Origin of the sequence: Pseudomonas wadenswilerensis, from assembly GCF_024749185.1 — a bacterium.
Classification (GTDB): Bacteria; Pseudomonadota; Gammaproteobacteria; order Pseudomonadales; family Pseudomonadaceae; genus Aquipseudomonas; species Aquipseudomonas wadenswilerensis.
This window is the reverse complement of sequence record NZ_CP087191.1, coordinates 680,231-699,398: the sequence shown is the minus strand read 5'-3', so window position 1 is coordinate 699,398 and position 19,168 is coordinate 680,231. Positions and strand designations below refer to the sequence as shown.

Sequence of the window (19,168 nt, the reverse complement as noted above, 5' to 3'; positions counted from 1 at the left end):
ATCGCGTGAAACGTCCACAACCCCTGGCCCAGGTCAGCGATTTCGATATCCGCCTGTTGAAAATCTACCGCAGCGTGGTGGAGTGCGGCGGCTTTTCGGCCGCCGAGAACGTGCTGGGTATCGGCCGTTCGGCCATCAGCCAGCAGATGAGCGACCTCGAGCAGCGCCTGGGCCTGCGCCTGTGCCAGCGCGGGCGCGCCGGTTTTTCGCTGACCGAGGAAGGCCGCGAGGTGTATCAGTCGGCGTTGCAATTGCTTAGCGCTCTGGAAAGCTTTCGCACCGAGGTCAACGGCCTGCACCAGCATTTGCGCGGCGAACTGAACATCGGCCTGACCGACAACCTGGTGACCCTGCCGCACATGCGCATTACCCATGCCCTGGCGCAGCTCAAGGACCGCGGCCCGGACGTGCGCATCCAGATCCGCATGATTGCCCCCAGCCAGGTCGAACAGGGCGTGCTCGATGGCAGCCTGCATGTTGGCGTGGTTCCGCAAACCAGCCCGCTATCGGGCCTTGAGTACCAGCCGCTGTACAGCGAACGTTCGCTGCTCTACTGCGCGGTCGGCCACCCGCTGTTCTACGCCGACGACCGGCAATTGGACGACGAGCGTCTCAACAGCCAGGACGCCATTGCCCCGACTTTCCGCCTACCCGCGGACATCCAGGCCCATTACCAGGCGCTGAACTGCACCGCCAGCGCCTCGGACCGCGAAGGCATGGCCTTCCTGATTCTGACCGGGCGCTACATCGGCTACCTGCCGGACCACTATGCATCCTTCTGGGTACAACAAGGCCGGCTGCGTGCACTCAAGCCCACCGAGCGCTTCTATGACCTGAGCCTGTGCTGGGTGACGCGCAAAGGCCGGCGCCCGCACCTGGTGCTGGAAAGCTTCCTCGAAAGCCTGGCGGCTACTCGCTGAGGACTAATGCTGGTAGGTTAGCCAGTCATAAGAGATACCCATTGCCTTGTCTGGAATCGTTCATGACCTTTGAAGTCCCTGCGCATCGCCCCCAAGCCTCGGGCAAGCCCGCCGGCCGCATTCGCCAGAAGAACGAGCAGGCCATCATCCAGGCCGCCGAGGACGAGTTCGCCCGCCACGGTTTCAAGGGCACCAGCATGAACACCATCGCCCTCAAGGCCGGGTTGCCCAAGGCCAACCTGCACTATTACTTCACCAACAAGCTCGGCCTGTATGTGGCAGTGTTGAGCAACATCATCGAGCTGTGGGACAGCACTTTCAACGCCCTGACTGTCGACGATGACCCAGCCCAGGCCTTGAGCAGCTACATCCGCACCAAGATGGAGTTTTCCCGGCGCAACCCGCAGGCATCGCGGATCTTCGCCATGGAGATCATCAGCGGCGGCCAGTGCCTGAGCGACTATTTCAGCGAAGACTACCGCGCCTGGTTCAAGGGCCGTGCCGCGGTGTTCCAGGCCTGGATCGACGCCGGCAAGATGGACCCGGTCGACCCGGTACACCTGATCTTCCTACTGTGGGGCAGTACCCAGCACTATGCCGACTTCGCCACCCAGATCTGCCAGGTCACCGGCCGCAGCCGCCTGACCAAGCAGGACATGGAAGATGCCAGCAACAATCTTATCCACATCATTCTCAAAGGCTGTGGCCTGACACCTCGCGACTGAACCTGCCTTATGCCTTTTACCCTGCTCGACACCTGCGAGTTTCGCGAAGAGATTCGCAAGAGCCGCTTCATCACCCTGGCTGCGCCAATCAGCAGCCCGGCCGAAGCCATGAACTTCATCGAAAGCCATAGCGACCTCGCCGCCACCCACAACTGCTGGGCCTGGAAGCTTGGCGGGCAATACCGCAGCAGCGACGACGGCGAACCCGGCGGCACCGCTGGGCGGCCGATCCTCGCGGCCATCGAGGCCCAGGATTGTGACCAGGTGGTGGTGCTGGTGATCCGCTGGTACGGTGGCATCCAGTTGGGCACCGGGGGCCTGGCCCGCGCTTACGGCGGTGGCGCCAACAAGTGCCTGCAGCAGGCCGAAAAACGCTTGCTGGTCAGCCGCAGCGAACTCACCTGCAGCTGCAGCTTCAGCGAACTGGCGCTGCTGAAACTGCGCGTGGCAGAAGCCGACGGCCTGGTGCTGGACGAACAATTCACCGCCAACGGCGTCGATCTGCGCCTGGCCCTGGGCGAGGAGCAGATCGAACCCCTGCAACGCCAGTTGGCCGACCTCAGCCGTGGCCGCATCCTGCTGGAACGCCCCTGAACAATTGCCCACATTCACTGTGGGCCCGGCTGTGGATAAGCTCTTAGCATTCGCCTGCGCGCCTTGATTTACCTAGCCTGCAGGCGAACGATCATATTTTGATCAAGTTTTGATGACAGTGCATCAACTGACGAAAAATCAGCAAGTTATCCCCAGTTATTGGCTTCGGACCGGGCTCTGACGGGCTTATATCCACCTTGAATGCTTGCACACAATTACTGTGGAGCAAGCTGTGGATAAGCCGTGCACCCCTGCGCCAACAGCTTGTAGGGCCACGGTTTGACTAGACTGGTTATTCTTTGATCAAAGATCGATACCCCCTTGAAAGGAGTCCCCCATGTCCATCAACAAAACCGCCCTGATCATTGGTGCCTCACGCGGCCTGGGCCTTGGCCTGGTGCAACGCCTGGTAGAAGACGGCTGGAATGTGATCGCCACCGTGCGCGACCCGGCCAGGGCTGACACCCTCAGCGCCCTGCCGCGGGTGCAGGTAGAAACCTTGGAGATGAACAGCGCCCGCCAGCTCGACGCACTACAGGAACGCCTCGGCGCGCAGACTTTCGACCTGCTGTTCGTCAACGCCGGGGTCAAGGGCCCGGAAGAACAGAACCCGGAGCAGGCCAAGCTGGCCGATGTCGGCGAGCTGTTCATGACCAACAGCGTGGCGCCGATTCGCGTGGCCCAACGTTTCGCCCCGCAACTGCGCAAGAACACCGGGGTGATTGCCTTCATGAGCTCGGTACTGGGCAGTGTGAGTATTCCCGACGCGCCGGAACTGTGCCTGTACAAGGCCAGCAAAGCGGCGCTGAACTCGATGATCAACAGCTTCGTGGCGCAACTGGGCGAGCCGCAGCCGACCGTGCTGGCCATGCATCCGGGCTGGGTCAAGACCGACATGGGCGGTGAAGGCGCCGATATCGATGTGGCCACCAGCACCCGCGGCATGCTCGATCAGGTTCACGCCAACAGCGGCAAAGGCGGTCTGCAATTCATCAATTACAAAGGCGAAAGCCTGATCTGGTGAAACCGCGCGCGGTGGGTGTAGACTCGACACCTCGCCCACCGCGGCGGACCTGGATCAGCAGACAGGGCAACACTGAGCTGGCTAACCTGAACCCACTTTCAGAGGAGCCGGCACCATGCCTGCGACCCGTATCTGGTTGAAAAACCCCCTCGCCATCTTCACTGCCAACAGCCTCGACGCCCGTGGCGGCCTGGTCATTGAAGACGGCCGTATCCAGCAAGTACTCGGCCTTGGCCAAAGCCCGGCCAGCCCCTGTGGACAAGTCTTTGACGCCCGCGAGCATGTGGTGCTGCCCGGACTTATCAACACCCACCACCACTTCTACCAGACCCTGACCCGCGCCTGGGCGCCGGTGGTCAACCAGCCGCTGTTCCCCTGGCTGAAAACCCTGTACCCGGTATGGGCCCGGCTGACTCCGGCCAAGCTTGAGCTGGCGACCCGCGTGGCCCTGGCCGAGCTGTTGCTGTCGGGCTGCACCACCGCCGCCGACCACCATTACCTGTTCCCCGATGGCCTGGAAAACGCCATCGACGTGCAAGTCGAAGCGGTACGCAAACTGGGCATGCGCGCCATGCTCACCCGCGGTTCCATGAGCCTGGGCGAAGCCGACGGTGGCCTGCCACCGCAACAGACGGTACAGCAGGGCGAAGTGATCCTGGCCGACAGCCAGCGACTTATCCACAGCTACCACGAGCGCGGCGATGGCGCGCAAATACAGATCGCCCTGGCACCCTGCTCGCCGTTCTCGGTCACGCCGGAGATCATGCGCGCCAGCGCCGATCTGGCCGAAGAGCTGGACGTACGCCTGCACACCCACCTGGCCGAAACCCTCGACGAAGAAGACTTCTGCCTGCAGCGCTTCGGCCTGCGCACGGTCGACTACCTCGACAGCGTCGGTTGGCTCGGCCCGCGCACCTGGCTGGCTCATGGCATCCATTTCAATCCGGACGAAATCGCCCGCCTGGGCGCCGCCGGCACTGGCATCTGCCATTGCCCGAGCTCGAACATGCGCCTGGCCTCGGGCATCTGCCCAACCCTGGAACTGACCCGGGCCGGGGCACCGGTGGGCCTGGGCGTTGACGGCTCGGCCTCCAACGATGCTTCCAACATGATCCTCGAAGCGCGCCAGGCCCTGTATCTGCAGCGCCTGCGCTACGGCGCCGAAGCGATCACGCCGGAACTGGTTTTGGGCTGGGCCACCCGCGGCTCGGCGCAACTGCTGGGGCGCAGCGATATTGGCGAGCTGGCGGTGGGCAAACAGGCAGACCTGGCGCTGTTCAAGCTTGATGAGCTGCGCTTCTCCGGCAGCCACGATCCGCTTTCGGCCCTGCTGCTGTGCGGCGCCGACCGCGCTGACCGGGTCATGGTCGGTGGCCAGTGGCGCGTCGTTGATGGCCAGATCGAAGGCCTGGATGTGCAGGCGCTGATCGCCGATCACCGTCAGGCCGCCGCACAACTGATCGCGGGCTGATAGCTCAAAGGCGAGCAATGCCAACATGATGACGGTGGCGAACCGCACGAAGAGGGTCATGCCCTCGATCCCGTTGGTTTCGCCATCGTTGAAGGTTTCCCGGGGTAACCGCCTGGTCAGCTTTCTCCGCGTAGACAGCGCAACCTCTGTAGAATGGCGGCAACCGCACCTGATGAGACGCCACCACTATGTACGACTGGCTTAACGCTCTGCCCAAGGCAGAATTGCACCTGCACCTGGAAGGATCGCTGGAGCCCGAGTTGCTGTTCGCCCTGGCCGAGCGCAACAAGATCGCCCTGCCCTGGAACGACGTCGAGGCCCTGCGCAGCGCCTACGCGTTCAACAACCTGCAGGAGTTTCTCGACCTCTACTACCAGGGCGCCGATGTCCTGCGCACCGAGCAGGATTTCTACGACCTGACCTGGGCGTACCTGCAGCGTTGCAAGGCGCAGAACGTGATTCACACCGAGCCGTTCTTCGACCCGCAGACCCACACCGATCGCGGCATCCCTTTCGAGGTTGTGGTCAATGGCATCAGAGCGGCACTCAAGGATGGCCAGCAGCAACTGGGCATCAGCAGCGGCCTGATTCTCAGCTTCCTGCGCCACCTCAGTGAAGAGGAAGCACACAAGACCCTCGACCAGGCCATGCCGTTTCGTGATGCCTTCATCGCCGTCGGCCTCGACAGCTCGGAAATGGGCCATCCACCGAGCAAGTTCCAACGGGTGTTCGACCGCGCCCGCAGCGAAGGTTTCCTGACCGTCGCCCATGCTGGCGAAGAAGGCCCGCCCGAATACATCTGGGAAGCCATCGACCTGCTGAAGATCCAGCGTATCGACCACGGCGTGCGCGCTATCGAAGACGAGCGCCTGATGCAGCGGATCATCGACGAGCAGATCCCACTGACCGTCTGCCCGCTGTCCAACACCAAGCTGTGCGTGTTCGATCACATGAGCCAGCACAACATCCTCGACATGCTCGAGCGTGGCGTGAAGGTCACGGTCAACTCCGATGACCCGGCGTACTTCGGTGGTTATGTCACCGAAAACTTCCAGGCCCTGCATGAGCACCTGGGCATGACCCAGGACCAGGCGCGGCGCCTGGCGCAGAACAGCCTGGATGCACGGCTGGTCAAACCCTGACAGTGCTGGACCTGTAGGAGCGGGCTTGAACTGGCCTAATGATTTTGGACACCTTCGTCGGGCGCTATTATGGCGCCCAATTGGAGGCAAAATCAGTGCGAAAATCTTACTCGAACGAATTCAAAATCAAAGCTGCCGAGATGGTGCTGGACGATGGTGAGTCAGTCCCTGATGTCTGCGAGAGCCTTGGTCTAGGGCGGACCGCGCTTCGTCGCTGGGTCGAGCAACTGCGCCAGGAACGAGAAGGTCAAACACCAGTCGGCGCCAAGGCCATCACTCCAGAGCAGCAGCGAATCCAGGCGCTGGAAGCGCTAGTCCGGCAAAAGGACCGGGATATCGAAATCCTAAAAAAGGCCAGTGCTCTCCTGCTTCGGGACTCCAAGGATCGTTCTCGCTGATCAACGAACTGAGTGAGCAATTTGGTGTTTTCGACTGCTGTCGCGTCCTTGGAGTTCGGCGCAGCAGTTTCTACGCATGGCGAAAACGCCAAGGACGAAAGGATCCGGTCAGAGAGGATCTGCGTTCAACGATGGTCAGCCTTTTCAAGGCCTCTCGTAGCTCTGCTGGGTCGCGAACGCTGGTTCGGGAATTGCGTCGTGCTGGCCATAAAGCCGGGCGATACAAGGTACGTATGCTGATGAAGGAAGCCGGTCTGCAATGCAAGCAACGCAGGCCGCATCGTTACCGATCATCGGGCACAGAAGCATTGATCGCGAGTAACCAGCTCAAGCGAGACTTCAACGTCTCGACGGTCAACCAGGTGTGGTGCGGCGATGTCACCTACATCCAGGTAGGCAAGCGTTGGCTGTACTTGGCGGCTGTGATCGACTTGTATGCTCGCCGAGTGGTGGGCTGGGCTTTCTCAATGATCGCCGATGCCCGGCTTGCCTGCGAGGCGCTACGAATGGCGGCCGAATCTAGAGGTAGACCGGCTGGAGTGATGTTCCACTCGGATCAGGGTTGTCAGTACACCAGCCATAAATTCAGGGCTGCTCTTGAGGAGTACGGTCTGGAACAGAGCATGAGTCACCGAGGCCAGTGCTGGGATAACGCCGTCATGGAGCGCTTCTTCGGTGCATTGAAGTCTGAGTGGATGCCAGCAGAAGGTTACGAAACCGAAGCGCAAGCACAGTTAGACATCCAGGCTTATCTGATGCGTTACAACCTTAAGCGTCTCCACAGCTACAACGGCTATGAAACCCCGGTAGCCATGGAGAAAAAGCTCAAGGTTGCGGCATGAACCTAAACTGGTGTCCGAAATCTGTTGACCAGTTCAGCTTGCCCCGCGATGAGGCCAGTGCAGCCAGCACTCTTGATCGCGGGGCAAGCCCGCTCCTACAGGTTAATCCTCAATCTCGCTCAACTCCTCCAGAGTCTTGCCCCGCGTCTCGATGCCGAACACCGCAGGGCAATGATGATTAAAATCAGTCGGTGATAACCACTGATCGGCAAGCACTCCAGACGCCGGGAGTTGTGCCAACTCCGAGTGTCACTGCATCTGCCTTCGGGCGAATTGTCAGCAACGACCTTGCCAGACACCGCAACGACGCCCGCTACGCAGGCGCCTCCGGTTCAGCCTGCCGTCTTCAACACCTGAAGCTGGGCCATGCGGTTGATATGTGACAAGCCGCTTGCACTGATTTGCAGCATGCGCGAGGTTTCACTCTCGCGAATCCAGCCAGACTGCAGGAACAACTTGAGCAAGCTGCTGCCCAGCGCTCCGCCCAGATGCGGGCGATGGTCGCTCCATTCGCTGCAGCAACGGCAACTGCTGAAACTTCGACGTTGATGCTGGGCCAAGGCCTCGATGAAAATCCCGTAAGCGGCAAACTGGGTACGGCCGTGCTGGGTTACTTCGATGTCCCGCTCGCTGCCTTCCAGCCAGCCGGCATCGAAAAAGCGCTGGTACAAATCCGCCGCCAGTTCGCCGCCCAGGTGATCGCCACACACTCTTGCCCGGCGCATGGACAGCGGGATACCCCCCACCTCCCGCTCGCCGCTGTCTTCAGGGGTTTTCACCTGGACACTGGCCAGCGCTTCGACAGCCGCCCCGACCTCTGGCGCGGCCAGCCTGAAATAACGCTTGCGCCCACGCGGCTCCAGCTTCAGCAAGCCGCTGGCCGACAACCTGGCCAGATGAGCACAGGCCGAAGAAGGCGTCAGCCCAGCCAAACTGGCGAGCTCATCGGAAGGTCGCGCCATGCCATCGATCAAGGCCCATAACATTGCACTGCGTTTCGGGTCGGCCAACAAGCTGGCGATCTGGCTGATACTCGTTACTGGTTTCATATCTCAACTCCCTGCGAGATCACGTCTGATATCGATTGATTAACCATGTCGGCAGCATTTACTGCGAGGTTCCGATGCCAGAAAGGCAGGAAGCGGAAGTTATCTAGTCATCGTGTTCCTCCTGAAACACGAACATACAAAAGTTATTCAGGCTACTTGCGGTCAAGCACCTCACCGGCAGTCAGCCCGGGCCAGGGCCAGGCAATGTCTGAGTAAGAGGCAATACTTGCCGGCCTGGACATGGAAGTATCTCTCGCTGGAAATGACTGCTGGATCCATTATAAGCCGCGTAGCGCCAAGGAAATCCGGTCAATTCCCAAGGTATTGGCAACCTCAGCAACGGCGGCCTGGCGCAAGATTGAAGATACGTTTGGACATGTACACCCAAGCCCCCATGTTACATATCTTGCTAGCAATTGACGGATTATTATCAAGTTCAAACCACCCGATAAAACCTACAACAAATTTTACTGCAACCCACAAGAACTACATGCATACCATGTAGGAGTAACACGTAATAGCAATGTCTTGGGCAGTTCAACCCAGCAGTTTCTCGAGCATTGCCTGACAACGCACTCGAAGCATATTTCGCAACAACTGCACGGGCTTGCCCAACTGCGCCCGATGGGTGCACATCAGGTTCAGCGGGGCCGCTTCACCGCGCAGTTGCGGCATTAGCAACTTGAGGCGTCCGGCCTGCACATCGTTGGCCACATCCAGCCAGGACTTGTAAGCGATACCGGCACCCGCCAATGCCCAGCGCCGGACCACATCGGCATCGTCACAGAAGCGATCGCCGCTCACGCTCACACCCACCTCACTGGCGCCCTCGCCAAAGCGCCAGTGGTCATGCACGCGGCTGCCAAGCTGATACAGCAGGCAATTGTGCTGGGCCAGTTGTGCCACTTCGGCCGGCGCACCGTGGCGGGCCAGATAGGCGGGTGAGGCACACAGCACCCGGCGGTTCTCCGGGCACAGCGGCAAGGCCACCAGGCTCGAGTCTTCCGGCGCGCCGTAGCGCAGGGCGATGTCGGCCGCCTGGCGAAACAGGTCGGCGTTGCGGTCGCCCAGCAGCAGGCGCACATTCAGTTGCGGGTGTTCGTACTGCAGTTCATCGAGCCAGGGCAGCAGCACATTACGGCCGAAATCGGACGGTGCCGACAACAGCAAGGTACCGCTGACCTGATCCTGACCATGGGCCAGGATCCGCCGCCCCTCCTCGAGGCTCGCCAGGGCGGAACGGGCGTGCTGCAAGAAACCCTCGCCCTCGGCAGTCAGGCGCAGGTTGCGGGTCGAGCGCGCCAGCAGGCGCACACCCAGTTGCTGCTCCAGACGTTTGAGCGATGCGCTGGCTACCGCCGGCGATAGATCAAGCAGGCGGGCGGCGGCAGACAGGCTGCCCAGCTCAGCGGCCCGTACGAACAGTTGCAGGTCGTCGATACGCACCTGATTCACCCGCCATTATCAAAATTTTATTGAAAGATTCTGTAGTTTTAACGGCTTTTAACTGCAAGTGAAAGCACCAATCATGGCCCTCATTGACGACCCTCCGAGGACTCTCCATGAAAGCCGTTGCCTATTATCACTCCCTGCCCATCACCGACGCGGCAGCCCTGCACGACATCGAACTGCCAGCCCCCGAGCCAGGCCCACGCGACCTGCTGGTGGAGGTACGGGCAATCTCGGTGAACCCGGTCGACACCAAGGTTCGCCAGAACGTGCAGCCTGAAGGTGGCGCCGCCAAGGTGCTGGGCTGGGATGTGGCCGGTGTGGTCAAGGCGGTGGGCGGCGAGGTCAGCCTGTTCCAGCCGGGCGACCAGGTTTACTACGCAGGCTCCATCGCCCGCGCTGGCGGCAACAGTGAACTGCACGTAGTGGATGAGCGGATCGTCGGGCACATGCCGAAAACCCTGGGCTTTGCCGAAGCGGCGGCACTGCCGTTGACCGCCATCACCGCCTGGGAGCTGCTGTTCGAGCGTTTGCAGATCGCCGAAGGCGAGCAAGACCTCGGCCAGAGCCTGCTGATCGTTGGCGCGGCCGGTGGGGTCGGCTCGATCCTCACTCAACTGGCGAGCAAGCTGACCGGCCTCACGGTGATTGGCAGCGCCTCGCGCCCACAAACCCAGGACTGGGTACGTGAACTGGGTGCCGATCAGGTGGTCGACCACCGCCAGCCGTTGGCCGCCGCACTCAAGGCCCAGGGCATCGACCAGGTGACTCACGTGGCCAGCCTGACCCAGACCGACCAGCACCTCGATCAACTGGTCGAAGCCCTGGCGCCGCAAGGCAAACTGGCGCTGATCGATGACCCCAAGCAGCTGGACGTCACCAAGCTCAAGCGCAAGAGCCTGTCGCTGCACTGGGAGTTCATGTACACACGCTCGCTGTTCGAAACCGCCGACATCATCGAGCAGCACAAACTGCTGAACCGGGTTGCCGAACTGATCGACAACGGCACGCTCAAGACCACCGTGGGCGAGCACTTCGGCACCATCAACGCCGCCAACCTGCGCCGCGCCCATGCCCTGCTGGAAAGCGGCGCGGCCAAGGGCAAGATCGTCCTGGAAGGCTTCTGAAATGACGCGCCCACCTCGCTTGCGGGGTGGGCGTGACCGTCAGTCCGACAACTGACCCAGGTCATTCCGCTGCCCGTGGCCGGCGCTACAATGCATCAGCCAACGCCAACCTCAGGTATGCAGATATGAATATCCAGGTCAGTGCATCAGTAAAAAAGCCCGGCTGCCCATGGCAGGTTCAGCTCGACCAGCATGTGGTGAGCTTTCGCAGCGAGGCTGAGGCCCGTGCCTTCGTCAACACCCTGCAAGCCCGGCTACAGGCGCCGCACCCGCTCAAACGCAACGGCTGAGGCTCAGCCGCCGGGTCAGCATCGCCACGCTCACCACCGCCAGGCCGCACAGGCTGATGACCATGGACATCGGCACCGCCGTGCCGTCATGCAGCACCCCCACCAGCGCTGCGGCACCGGCAGCCACACTGAACTGCAGGCAACCCAGCAGCGCTGAAGCGCTGCCGGCCCGGGCACCCTGCCCGCTCATGGCGCAGGCCGAGGCATTGGGGATGATGCAACCGAGGCTGGCGATACAGATGAACAGCGGAATCAGCAATGGCCACAGCGCCGCCGGGTGCAAGGCGCTGATCCCGAGCAGGGTCAGTCCTGCCGCCAGGTAAACCCACACTGCACGCGCCAGCAAAAAGGCCGGGCCACGCTTGGCCAGCAGCCGCGCATTGACCTGCGCCACCAGAATGAACCCCGCCGCGTTACTGCCGAACAGCCAGCCATAGTGCTCGGCTGGCACCCCATAGAGCTTGATGAACACGAACGGTGAACCGGCGATGTAGGCGAACATCCCGGCAATGGCGATGCCGCCGGTCAAGGCGTGGCCGAGAAAGATCCGGTCCTTGAACAGCCGACCGTATTGGCGCAGGGAGCCTGACAAGGGCGGGCGCGGCTGATTGGCCGGCAGGCTTTCAGGCAGGCCCAGGGCCACGGCCAGGGTGCACAGGGCACTGAACAGGGTCAGGGCAATGAAGATCGACTGCCAGCCATACAGATTGACCATCACACCACCGAGCATCGGTGCGAGGATCGGCGCCAGGCCCATGACCAGCATCAGTTGCGAGAAAACCTTGGCCGACCCCACGGCATCGCACTTGTCGCTGACGATCGCCCGCGACAGCACCATCCCGGCACAGCCACCGAGGGCCTGGACGAAGCGCGCCAGAATCAGCGCATCGAGGGTCGGGGCGAAAGCGCAGGCCAGTGACGCCACAGTGAACAGCGTCACCCCGACCAACAGCGGTATGCGCCGGCCAAAGCGGTCGGCCACCGGCCCATAGGCCAGCTGGCCAAGCGACAGGCCGAGAAAGTACGCCGCGAGGGTGGTCTGGATGTGCTTCTCGTCGGTGCCGAAGGCCAGTGCCATGGCCGGGAAACCGGGCAGGTAGAAGTCGATCGCCAGGGGCCCGAACGCACTCAAGGCGCCGAGAATCAGGATGGTTCGCAGGTTCATCGGAAATCCGTAGCAGGCTAAGCAAGTCCGCTAGTCTAACCGTCCTGCCGGGGTTTCGCTGACAGACTTACGCCTGCGCGATGAATCTTTTATCCACCGCGCAAGCGTCAGCGGTCAGACGGCTTCGGCCGCGTAACCCTCGTCGCGAATCGCCGTGAGAATATCTTCTGCCGACAATTCACTCTGCACTTTTACCTGCTTGTGAGCCAGATCGACCTCGACCACAGCCTCCTCATCCTGGGCCCGAACCGCGCGAGTGACAGCCTTGACGCAATGGCCGCAGGTCATTCCTTGAACAGTGAATACTTGCATTGCAACAGCCTCCTGTGGGGTTTGAACGCAGTTTCAAGCTTGCCATCGGGGCAAGGTCAAGTTCGTTGATTGCCTGCCGGGCTGGAAATCAGCGCGCCGCTCCGCCAAGCTGCATGCCTGACGATTGGTTTGCAGGAGTTTGAATTCATGCGCAGGGCAGCTTTGGGCCTATTCGGCCTGCTGGGAGTATTGAGCCTGGTCCCCCAGGCCAGCGCCGAGGGCAATGCCGATTACAGCATATTGACCATTTCTCGCGAGCGCCTGGAAGTGGCGACCTCGTGCGAGATCGGTGTGTACCTGGATAACCAGCTTTCGGCGCGGCTGTTTCAGGAGCAGTCGACCTCGTTCAACCTGCCGCCGGGCCAGGTCGCGGTGCGTCTGCGCCTGTTGCCGGCACAGATGCCGGGCTGCCAGAACGGCCTGGAGAACCAGCGCAGCCAGCAACTGACATTGAGGGCCGGCGAGATCAATAAATACCGCATTGCCGTGGATCAGAATGGCCTCAAGCTGATCAGGGCCGGCCTGGGCTATTGACCTTCCCCGCATGGCAAGGTTGATGCTTGAGGCCTGTCCAAGGAGGAGTGCCCCATGTCCGCATCTACCACGTTCGACCTGCCGATTGCCGGCATGACCTGCGCCAGCTGTGCTGGCCGGGTCGAGCGCGCCCTGCGCAAGGTCGTTGGTGCCGAACAGGTCAGTGTCAACCTGGCCACCGAACAGGCCCGGGTCCAGGCCCCGGCCGACAGCCTGCCAGCGCTGGTCGAAGCCGTTGAGCAAGCCGGCTACAGCGTGCCATCCCAGACCCTCGAGCTGCAGATCGGCGGCATGACCTGCGCCTCCTGCGCCGGGCGCGTCGAACGCGCCCTGGCCAAGGTTCCGGGCGTGCAGCAGGTAACCGTCAACCTGGCCAACGAACGCGCGCACTTGCAGCTGTTTGGCCAGGTCGACAGCAGCGTGCTGATCGATGCCGTCAGTCATGCCGGCTACTCGGCAAGCCTGCCGCAAAGTGCCAAAGTCAACCAGGCCGATGCCGAACGCCGCCTGCGCAAAGAGCGCTGGTCGGTGGCCCTGGCGGTGCTGCTGGCCTTGCCGCTGGTGCTGCCGATGCTGCTGCAGCCCTTTGGCATCCACTGGATGCTGCCGGCCTGGGCGCAGTTTGTCCTGGCCACCCCGGTGCAGTTCATTCTCGGTGCGCGTTTTTATGTCGCTGCGTGGAAAGCCGTGCGCGCCGGCGCCGGCAACATGGACCTGCTGGTGGCCATCGGCACCAGCGCCGGCTACGGCCTGAGTCTCTACGAATGGGCCACGGCCACGGACGGCATCATGCCGCACCTGTACTTCGAAGCCTCGGCCGTGGTGATTGCCCTGATCCTGCTCGGCAAATACCTGGAAAGCCGTGCCAAACGCCAGACCGCCAGTGCCATCCGGGCGCTGGAGGCCTTGCGCCCGGAACGCGCGCTGTTGCTGGTCGACGGCCAGGAGCGCGATGTCGCCATCAGCGAACTGCGCCTGCATGACCTGGTGCTGGTCAAGCCTGGCGAGCGCTTCCCGGTTGACGGTGAAGTGATCGAAGGCCAGAGCCACGCCGACGAAGCCTTGATCAGCGGCGAAAGCCTGCCGGTGCCGAAACAGCCTGGCGACAAGGTCACCGGCGGCGCGATCAACGGTGAAGGCCGTCTGTTGGTACGCACCCTGGCGCTGGGCACGGAAACCGTGCTGGCACGGATCATCCGCCTGGTCGAAGACGCCCAGGCTGCCAAGGCGCCGATCCAGAAACTGGTTGACCGGGTCAGTCAGGTGTTCGTCCCGGCCGTACTGGTGCTGGCGCTGCTGACCCTGGTCGGCTGGCTGCTCACCGGCGCGCCAATGGAATACGCGCTGATCAACGCCGTAGCCGTGCTGGTGATCGCCTGCCCGTGCGCCCTGGGCCTGGCCACACCGACAGCGATCATGGCCGGCACCGGCGTCGCCGCCCGCCACGGCATCCTGATCAAGGACGCCGAAGCCCTGGAGCGCGCCCATGCGGTCAACCGCGTGGTGTTCGACAAGACCGGTACCCTGACCTCCGGCAGCCCGCGCATTGTCCACAGCCGTGCGGTAGTGGGTGACCAGGCGCAGTTGCTGCAACTGGCCGGCGCCCTGCAGCGCGGCAGCGAGCACCCGCTGGCCAAGGCGGTGCTGGATGCCTGTGAAGAACAGGGCCTGGCGGTGGCCGACATCAACAACAGCCAGTCGCTGACCGGCCGCGGTATCGCCGGCAGCCTCGATGGCCGCGAGCTGGCCCTGGGCAACCGGCGCCTGCTGGATGAAAGTGGCCTGCAAGCGGGCGAGCTGGCCAGCAGCGCCCAGGCCTGGGAAGCCGAAGGCCGTACCCTGTCGTGGTTGATCGAGCGCAGCCCGCAGGCGCGGGTGCTGGGCCTGTTCGCCTTCGGTGACAGCCTCAAGACCGGTGCCGGGCAAGCAGTGCGGCAACTGGCCGGGCAAGGCATCAGCAGCCACCTGCTGACCGGCGACAACCGCGGCAGCGCCAAGGTGGTGGCCGAAGCTCTGGGCATCACTGACGTGCACGCCGAAGTGCTGCCTGCCGACAAGGCCGCAACCGTCGCCGTGCTCAAGCAGTCCGGCGTGGTGGCCATGGTCGGTGACGGCATCAACGATGCCCCGGCGCTGGCCGCTGCGGACATCGGCATCGCCATGGGCGGCGGCACCGACGTGGCCATGCAGGCGGCGGGGATCACCCTGATGCGCGGCGATCCGCGCCTGGTGCCGGCAGCCCTGGAGATCAGCCGCAAGACCTACGCCAAGATCCGCCAGAACCTGTTCTGGGCGTTTATCTACAACCTGATCGGTATTCCCCTGGCCGCCTTCGGCATGCTCAACCCGGTGCTGGCCGGCGCAGCCATGGCCCTGTCGAGCGTCAGTGTGGTCAGCAACGCGTTGTTGCTGAAAACCTGGAAACCCGCCACCCCGCCTGAGGACGATGCCCAATGAATATCGGCCAAGCCGCCCGCCGCTCAGGCTTGAGCGCAAAGATGATCCGCTACTACGAGTCGATCGGCCTGCTCAAGCCGGCCCTGCGCAGCGACAGCGGCTATCGCCTGTACCAGCAGGAAGACCTGCACCAGCTGGCCTTCATCAAGCGCTCGCGGGACCTGGGGTTTTCCCTGGAAGAAGTCGCCCGCCTGCTGACCCTGTGGCAGGACCGTCAGCGCGCCAGTGCCGACGTCAAGGCCCTGGCCAGCCAGCACATTGACGACCTCAACCGGCGCATCGAAGAGTTGGTGAGCTTGCGTGACACCTTGAGCGAGCTGGTTGCCCACTGCCAGGGCGACGACCGTCCGGACTGCCCGATCCTCAAGGACCTGGCAGCCGGCGGCAGTTGCTGTCAGTAACGGCGCTTACTGAAGCCAGGGTGGCGCCGGTTCTTCGTCCTTGACCGCCCCCCGTTCGGCGTCGGCCCTGGCCGCGCGCCGGCGGGCGTCATCGATGCGCGCCGCGTCGATTTCGCGCATCACCCCGTCAACATCGGCGCTGTGCTCGTCGTCGGCGAACACGCCGGTCAGCGGGCTTTCCGGGAGCAAATCGCCGGCCTGGTACAAGGCCCACATCTCGCGGGCGTAGCGGGTCTGCTTGAGCTCCGGGGCAAAGCGCCCGAAGTACGCGGCCATGTTGCCGACATCGCGTTCGAGCATGCTGAACGCGTGGTTGTTGCCGGCGGCGTCCACCGCTTGCGGCAGGTCGATGATCACCGGCCCGTCAGGCCCGAGCAGCACGTTGAACTCCGAGAGGTCGCCATGGACCAGGCCGGTGCAGAGCATCAGCACGATCTGGCGAATCACGAAGGCGTGGTAGTCCCGGGCCTGCTCAGGCTCCAGGTGCACGTCGTTCAGACGCGGCGCAGCATCACCGTGCTCGTCGGCCACCAGCTCCATGAGCAGCACGCCATCGAGAAAATCATAAGGCTTGGGCACCCGCACACCGGCATTGGCCAGGCGAAACAGCGCCGCCACTTCGGCGTTCTGCCAGGCGTCTTCGGCCTCCTTGCGGCCGAACTTTGAGCCCTTGGCCATGGCCCGGGCCTGGCGGCTGTTGCGCACCTTGCGGCCTTCCTGGTACTCGGCGGCCTGGCGGAAACTGCGCTTGTTGGCTTCTTTATAGACCTTGGCGCACCGTAGCTCCCGACCGCAGCGGACCACATACACCGCAGCCTCCTTGCCACTCATCAGCGGTCGCAGTACTTCGTCGACCAGTCCATCTTCAACCAGCGGTTCAATGCGTTTTGGAGTCTTCATCGGTTTCTGTCGGGGGTCCTGTCTGGCCAAACACGTGATTGTTATAGGTCACAGGTCTTGGAACCTGCTTGTCGCTGAATCAAGACCGCACTGCGTTGTAACGGCAATCTGCCTGACTTGCCATTCTTTTTCTGCCCGAGCGCGACCAATCGGTCACAAAAATCGCCAAACACCAATAAATACGGGGTTAATTACGCAAGTAACACTTTATTTCCAGCGCCCATGGCCGATGTAGTCTGCAGCAGCCTCGTACGTTTACAAGAAAAATACTGGAGCGCGGATGAACATAAAACAAAAACTGACCTGGGCCTTCGCCGTGATCGCCGGTTTGCCGGTGATCCTGGTCGCCACCCTGGTGGTCCTCAACCTGCGCAGTGAAGCCCGCGAAGGCTTCGTCGACGGCAGCAGCCGCGAGATCCGCCAGGTGGCCAACGCCATGCAACTGTTCTTCGAAGGCATCAGCCAGAACGTCGACTACCTGGCCGCCCAGCCGCTGGTCAGCGCTACCGGCAACGACGTGAAAAAGTACCTGGGCGCAGATGCTCCACAAATTGCCCTGGGCGAACAGGACAAGAAACTCTACGACTTCTTCGCCAGCCTCGCCGCCAGCCATCCCGCTTACTCCTACGTGTCCTACGGCCTGAGCGACGGCGGTTACGCCTTCTGGCCGGGCGACGCGAAAATGGCCAACTACGACCCGCGCCAACGCCCCTGGTACCAGGCGGCCATGGCCAACCCGGGCAAGACCCTGCGCACCGACGCCTATTACTGGGCGGGCGATGACGCGGTGCTGGTCAGCACCGTGCGCGCCGTGCCCAACCAGCTCGGCAACCCCGGTGGCGTGGTCAACATCGACGTGTCGCTCAAGCAGCTGACCGAGATCGTCAAGCAGATCAAGCTCGGCGAAAGCGGCTACCTGATGCTGCTTGAAGACAACGGCAGCGTGCTGGTCGACCCGCGCGATCCGGCGCACAACTTCAAGCAGCTGGGCAGCCTCGGCGAGGGCTATGCGCAACTGGCCAAGGCCGGCAAGGGCCTGGTCGAGGTCGAGCTGGATGGCGAACGCTACATGGCCAACGTCTGGCCCTCGGAGCAACTGGGCTGGAACTTCATCGGCCTGATCCGTCATGACGAAGTGATGCACACTGCCACCCAGCTGACCTGGCTGGTCGCCGCCCTCGCCATCGTGCTGGCGGCGGTATTTGCCCTGGTCGGTGCCACCTTTGCCAAGCTCATCGTGCGCCCGATCCACAGCGTTACCAGCGGCCTGGAAGGCATCGCTCAGGGTGAAGGCGACCTGACCCGCAGCCTGGAAGTACGCGGACGTGACGAAACCGCGCAACTGGCCAGCTGGTTCAACCAGTTCCTCGCGGCGATCCGCAACCTGATCCAGAGCATCGGCCAGGCGGCGAACAAGATCCTCGCCACCTCCAGCAGCTCGACCCAGGTCTCCAATGACATGGCCGAAGCCGCCGGCCGCCAGCGTGAAGCGGTGGACATGGTGTCGACCGCCTTTCACGAAATGGTCGCCACCGCCAACGAAGTCGCGCGCTCCTGCAGCCAGGCCGCCGACTCGGCCGACAGTGGCCAGCAACAGGCCCGCGAAGGCCAGCAGCAGATCGATGCAGCAGTGCAGAGCGTCGATCGCCTGAGCCAGGAGATCGAACAGTCGGCGCAGTCGATGCAGCAACTCGAACGCGATAGCAATGCGATCCAGTCGATCCTCGGCACCATCCGCTCGATTGCCGAGCAGACCAACCTGCTGGCCCTCAATGCGGCCATCGAAGCCGCCCGCGCCGGTGAGCAGGGCCGTGGCTTTGCCGTGGTCGCCGACGAGGTGCGGGCCCTGGCCAAGCGCACCGCCGACTCAACGGCCGAGATCGACAACCTGCTCGGCAACCTGGCCAACCGCACCAGTGAAGTGGCCCAGCAGATGCACGCGAGCCTGGAAGTGTCGCAACAGTCGGTCAGCCGCATCGGCCTGGCGCGCAGCAGTTTCGGGCAAATTCGCGAGTCGGTGGACATCATCCGCGACATGAACACCCAGATCGCCACCGCCGCCGAAGAACAGCACCAGGTTGCCGAAGACATCAACCGCCATATCAGCCAGATCCACGGCGATGCGCAGCTGGTGGCCGAGCTGGCCAACTCGGCGCGGCAGGACTCGCAGAGCCTGGCCGGTTTGTCCAACGAACTGGATGCGCTGGTACGGCGCTTCCGTACCTGACGGCTACAGGCGCAACTCGCCCGGGGTGAAGCCGAACAGGTCCTTGAAGGCAGCGATGCAGGCCGAAGAGGCGTCGTAAGCGCAGCCATCGACCACCCGTTCCAACTGATCGTCTGCTCGATCATGGCCGAGCACTACGCC

19 protein-coding genes and 1 pseudogene are annotated in these 19,168 nt (G+C 62.7%); 14 read left to right on the top strand and 6 right to left on the bottom strand.

Features of this window, described 5'->3' with window-relative positions; genetic code table 11:
* Positions 1-5: 5 nt before the first annotated feature.
* From LOY45_RS03105 to LOY45_RS03075, 7 genes are all read left to right on the top strand, one after another.
* Entirely contained in the window at positions 6-920 is a 915-nt protein-coding gene (locus tag LOY45_RS03105; protein ID WP_115088912.1) for a LysR family transcriptional regulator, read from the top strand.
* Between the two features lie 62 nt (positions 921-982).
* Complete coding sequence (locus tag LOY45_RS03100) at positions 983-1,645, top strand: TetR/AcrR family transcriptional regulator (protein WP_115088914.1); 663 nt, start codon at positions 983-985, stop codon at positions 1,643-1,645.
* A 9-nt stretch (positions 1,646-1,654) separates the two neighbouring features.
* Positions 1,655-2,239: an IMPACT family protein gene (locus LOY45_RS03095; protein WP_115088916.1), complete on the top strand. Its 585-nt coding sequence runs from the start codon at positions 1,655-1,657 to the stop codon at positions 2,237-2,239.
* A gap of 337 nt (positions 2,240-2,576) precedes the next feature.
* Positions 2,577-3,263: an SDR family oxidoreductase gene (locus LOY45_RS03090; protein ID WP_115088917.1), complete on the top strand. Its 687-nt coding sequence runs from the start codon at positions 2,577-2,579 to the stop codon at positions 3,261-3,263.
* Positions 3,264-3,378: 115 nt separating this feature from the next.
* Complete coding sequence (locus tag LOY45_RS03085; protein ID WP_115088919.1) at positions 3,379-4,734, top strand: 8-oxoguanine deaminase; 1,356 nt, start codon at positions 3,379-3,381, stop codon at positions 4,732-4,734.
* 188 nt (positions 4,735-4,922) lie between these two features.
* Positions 4,923-5,876 (top strand): adenosine deaminase, encoded by a 954-nt coding sequence (locus tag LOY45_RS03080; RefSeq protein WP_115088922.1) that lies wholly within the window; start codon positions 4,923-4,925, stop codon positions 5,874-5,876.
* 38 nt (positions 5,877-5,914) lie between these two features.
* Positions 5,915-7,116 (top strand): IS3 family transposase gene (locus LOY45_RS03075; protein WP_420832708.1). Its coding sequence is split into 2 segments (ribosomal slippage): positions 5,915-6,245 and positions 6,245-7,116, totalling 1,203 coding nucleotides; the frame shifts between segments, so codons are not numbered across the junction.
* Between the two features lie 332 nt (positions 7,117-7,448).
* On the opposite strand, the gene LOY45_RS03070 is transcribed toward LOY45_RS03075, so the two are convergent.
* Positions 7,449-8,165: an ArsR/SmtB family transcription factor gene (locus LOY45_RS03070; protein ID WP_134064425.1), complete on the bottom strand. Its 717-nt coding sequence runs from the start codon at positions 8,163-8,165 to the stop codon at positions 7,449-7,451.
* A gap of 537 nt (positions 8,166-8,702) precedes the next feature.
* Entirely contained in the window at positions 8,703-9,611 is a 909-nt protein-coding gene (locus LOY45_RS03065; RefSeq protein ID WP_115089509.1) for a LysR family transcriptional regulator, read from the bottom strand.
* Between the two features lie 116 nt (positions 9,612-9,727).
* On the opposite strand from LOY45_RS03065, the gene LOY45_RS03060 reads away from it, so the two are divergent.
* On the top strand, positions 9,728-10,741 hold the full coding sequence (locus LOY45_RS03060; RefSeq protein ID WP_115088925.1) for a zinc-binding alcohol dehydrogenase family protein: 1,014 nt from the start codon (positions 9,728-9,730) through the stop codon (positions 10,739-10,741).
* A 125-nt stretch (positions 10,742-10,866) separates the two neighbouring features.
* A complete protein-coding gene (locus LOY45_RS03055; RefSeq protein ID WP_166675732.1) occupies positions 10,867-11,031 on the top strand; it encodes a hypothetical protein in 165 nt (54 codons plus the stop codon).
* Here the strand turns inward: LOY45_RS03055 and LOY45_RS03050 are convergent.
* Both LOY45_RS03050 and LOY45_RS03045 read right to left on the bottom strand, forming a co-directional pair.
* On the bottom strand, positions 11,015-12,196 hold the full coding sequence (locus LOY45_RS03050) for a multidrug effflux MFS transporter (RefSeq protein WP_115088927.1): 1,182 nt from the start codon (positions 12,194-12,196) through the stop codon (positions 11,015-11,017). The two genes, LOY45_RS03055 and LOY45_RS03050, sit on opposite strands and share 17 nt — an antisense overlap.
* A 114-nt stretch (positions 12,197-12,310) precedes the next feature.
* On the bottom strand, positions 12,311-12,508 hold the full coding sequence (locus LOY45_RS03045) for a heavy-metal-associated domain-containing protein (protein ID WP_115088928.1): 198 nt from the start codon (positions 12,506-12,508) through the stop codon (positions 12,311-12,313).
* Between the two features lie 147 nt (positions 12,509-12,655).
* Here LOY45_RS03045 and LOY45_RS03040 point away from each other — a divergent pair, with 147 nt between their 5' ends.
* Genes LOY45_RS03040 through cueR form a run of 3 tightly spaced genes read left to right on the top strand, consistent with a single transcriptional unit; the run spans position 12,656 to position 15,900 of the window.
* Positions 12,656-13,042, top strand: a complete 387-nt coding sequence (locus LOY45_RS03040; RefSeq protein ID WP_115089510.1) for a hypothetical protein — start codon at positions 12,656-12,658, stop codon at positions 13,040-13,042.
* A 54-nt stretch (positions 13,043-13,096) separates the two neighbouring features.
* Positions 13,097-15,499 carry a heavy metal translocating P-type ATPase gene (locus LOY45_RS03035; protein ID WP_115088930.1) on the top strand — a complete coding sequence of 801 codons (2,403 nt, stop codon included), beginning with the start codon at positions 13,097-13,099 and terminating at the stop codon, positions 15,497-15,499.
* Complete coding sequence (gene cueR, locus LOY45_RS03030) at positions 15,496-15,900, top strand: Cu(I)-responsive transcriptional regulator (protein WP_115088932.1); 405 nt, start codon at positions 15,496-15,498, stop codon at positions 15,898-15,900. Before LOY45_RS03035 ends, cueR begins: the two co-directional genes overlap by 4 nt.
* A 6-nt stretch (positions 15,901-15,906) precedes the next feature.
* Here the strand turns inward: cueR and LOY45_RS03025 are convergent, their stop codons facing one another.
* The gene (locus LOY45_RS03025; RefSeq protein ID WP_115088934.1) at positions 15,907-16,800 is read right to left on the bottom strand and encodes a PA4780 family RIO1-like protein kinase; all 894 of its coding nucleotides are present in this window, start codon (positions 16,798-16,800) and stop codon (positions 15,907-15,909) included.
* 280 nt (positions 16,801-17,080) lie between these two features.
* Here LOY45_RS03025 and LOY45_RS26920 point away from each other — a divergent pair.
* Positions 17,081-18,169 (top strand): annotated as a pseudogene (locus LOY45_RS26920) (HAMP domain-containing protein); the annotation flags it as partial.
* A 90-nt stretch (positions 18,170-18,259) separates the two neighbouring features.
* Positions 18,260-19,027 (top strand): methyl-accepting chemotaxis protein, encoded by a 768-nt coding sequence (locus LOY45_RS26915; RefSeq protein WP_420832717.1) that lies wholly within the window; start codon positions 18,260-18,262, stop codon positions 19,025-19,027.
* Positions 19,028-19,030: 3 nt separating this feature from the next.
* Here the strand turns inward: LOY45_RS26915 and LOY45_RS03015 are convergent, their stop codons facing one another.
* Complete coding sequence (locus LOY45_RS03015) at positions 19,031-19,162, bottom strand: hypothetical protein (protein ID WP_258578725.1); 132 nt, start codon at positions 19,160-19,162, stop codon at positions 19,031-19,033.
* Positions 19,163-19,168 lie beyond the last annotated feature (6 nt).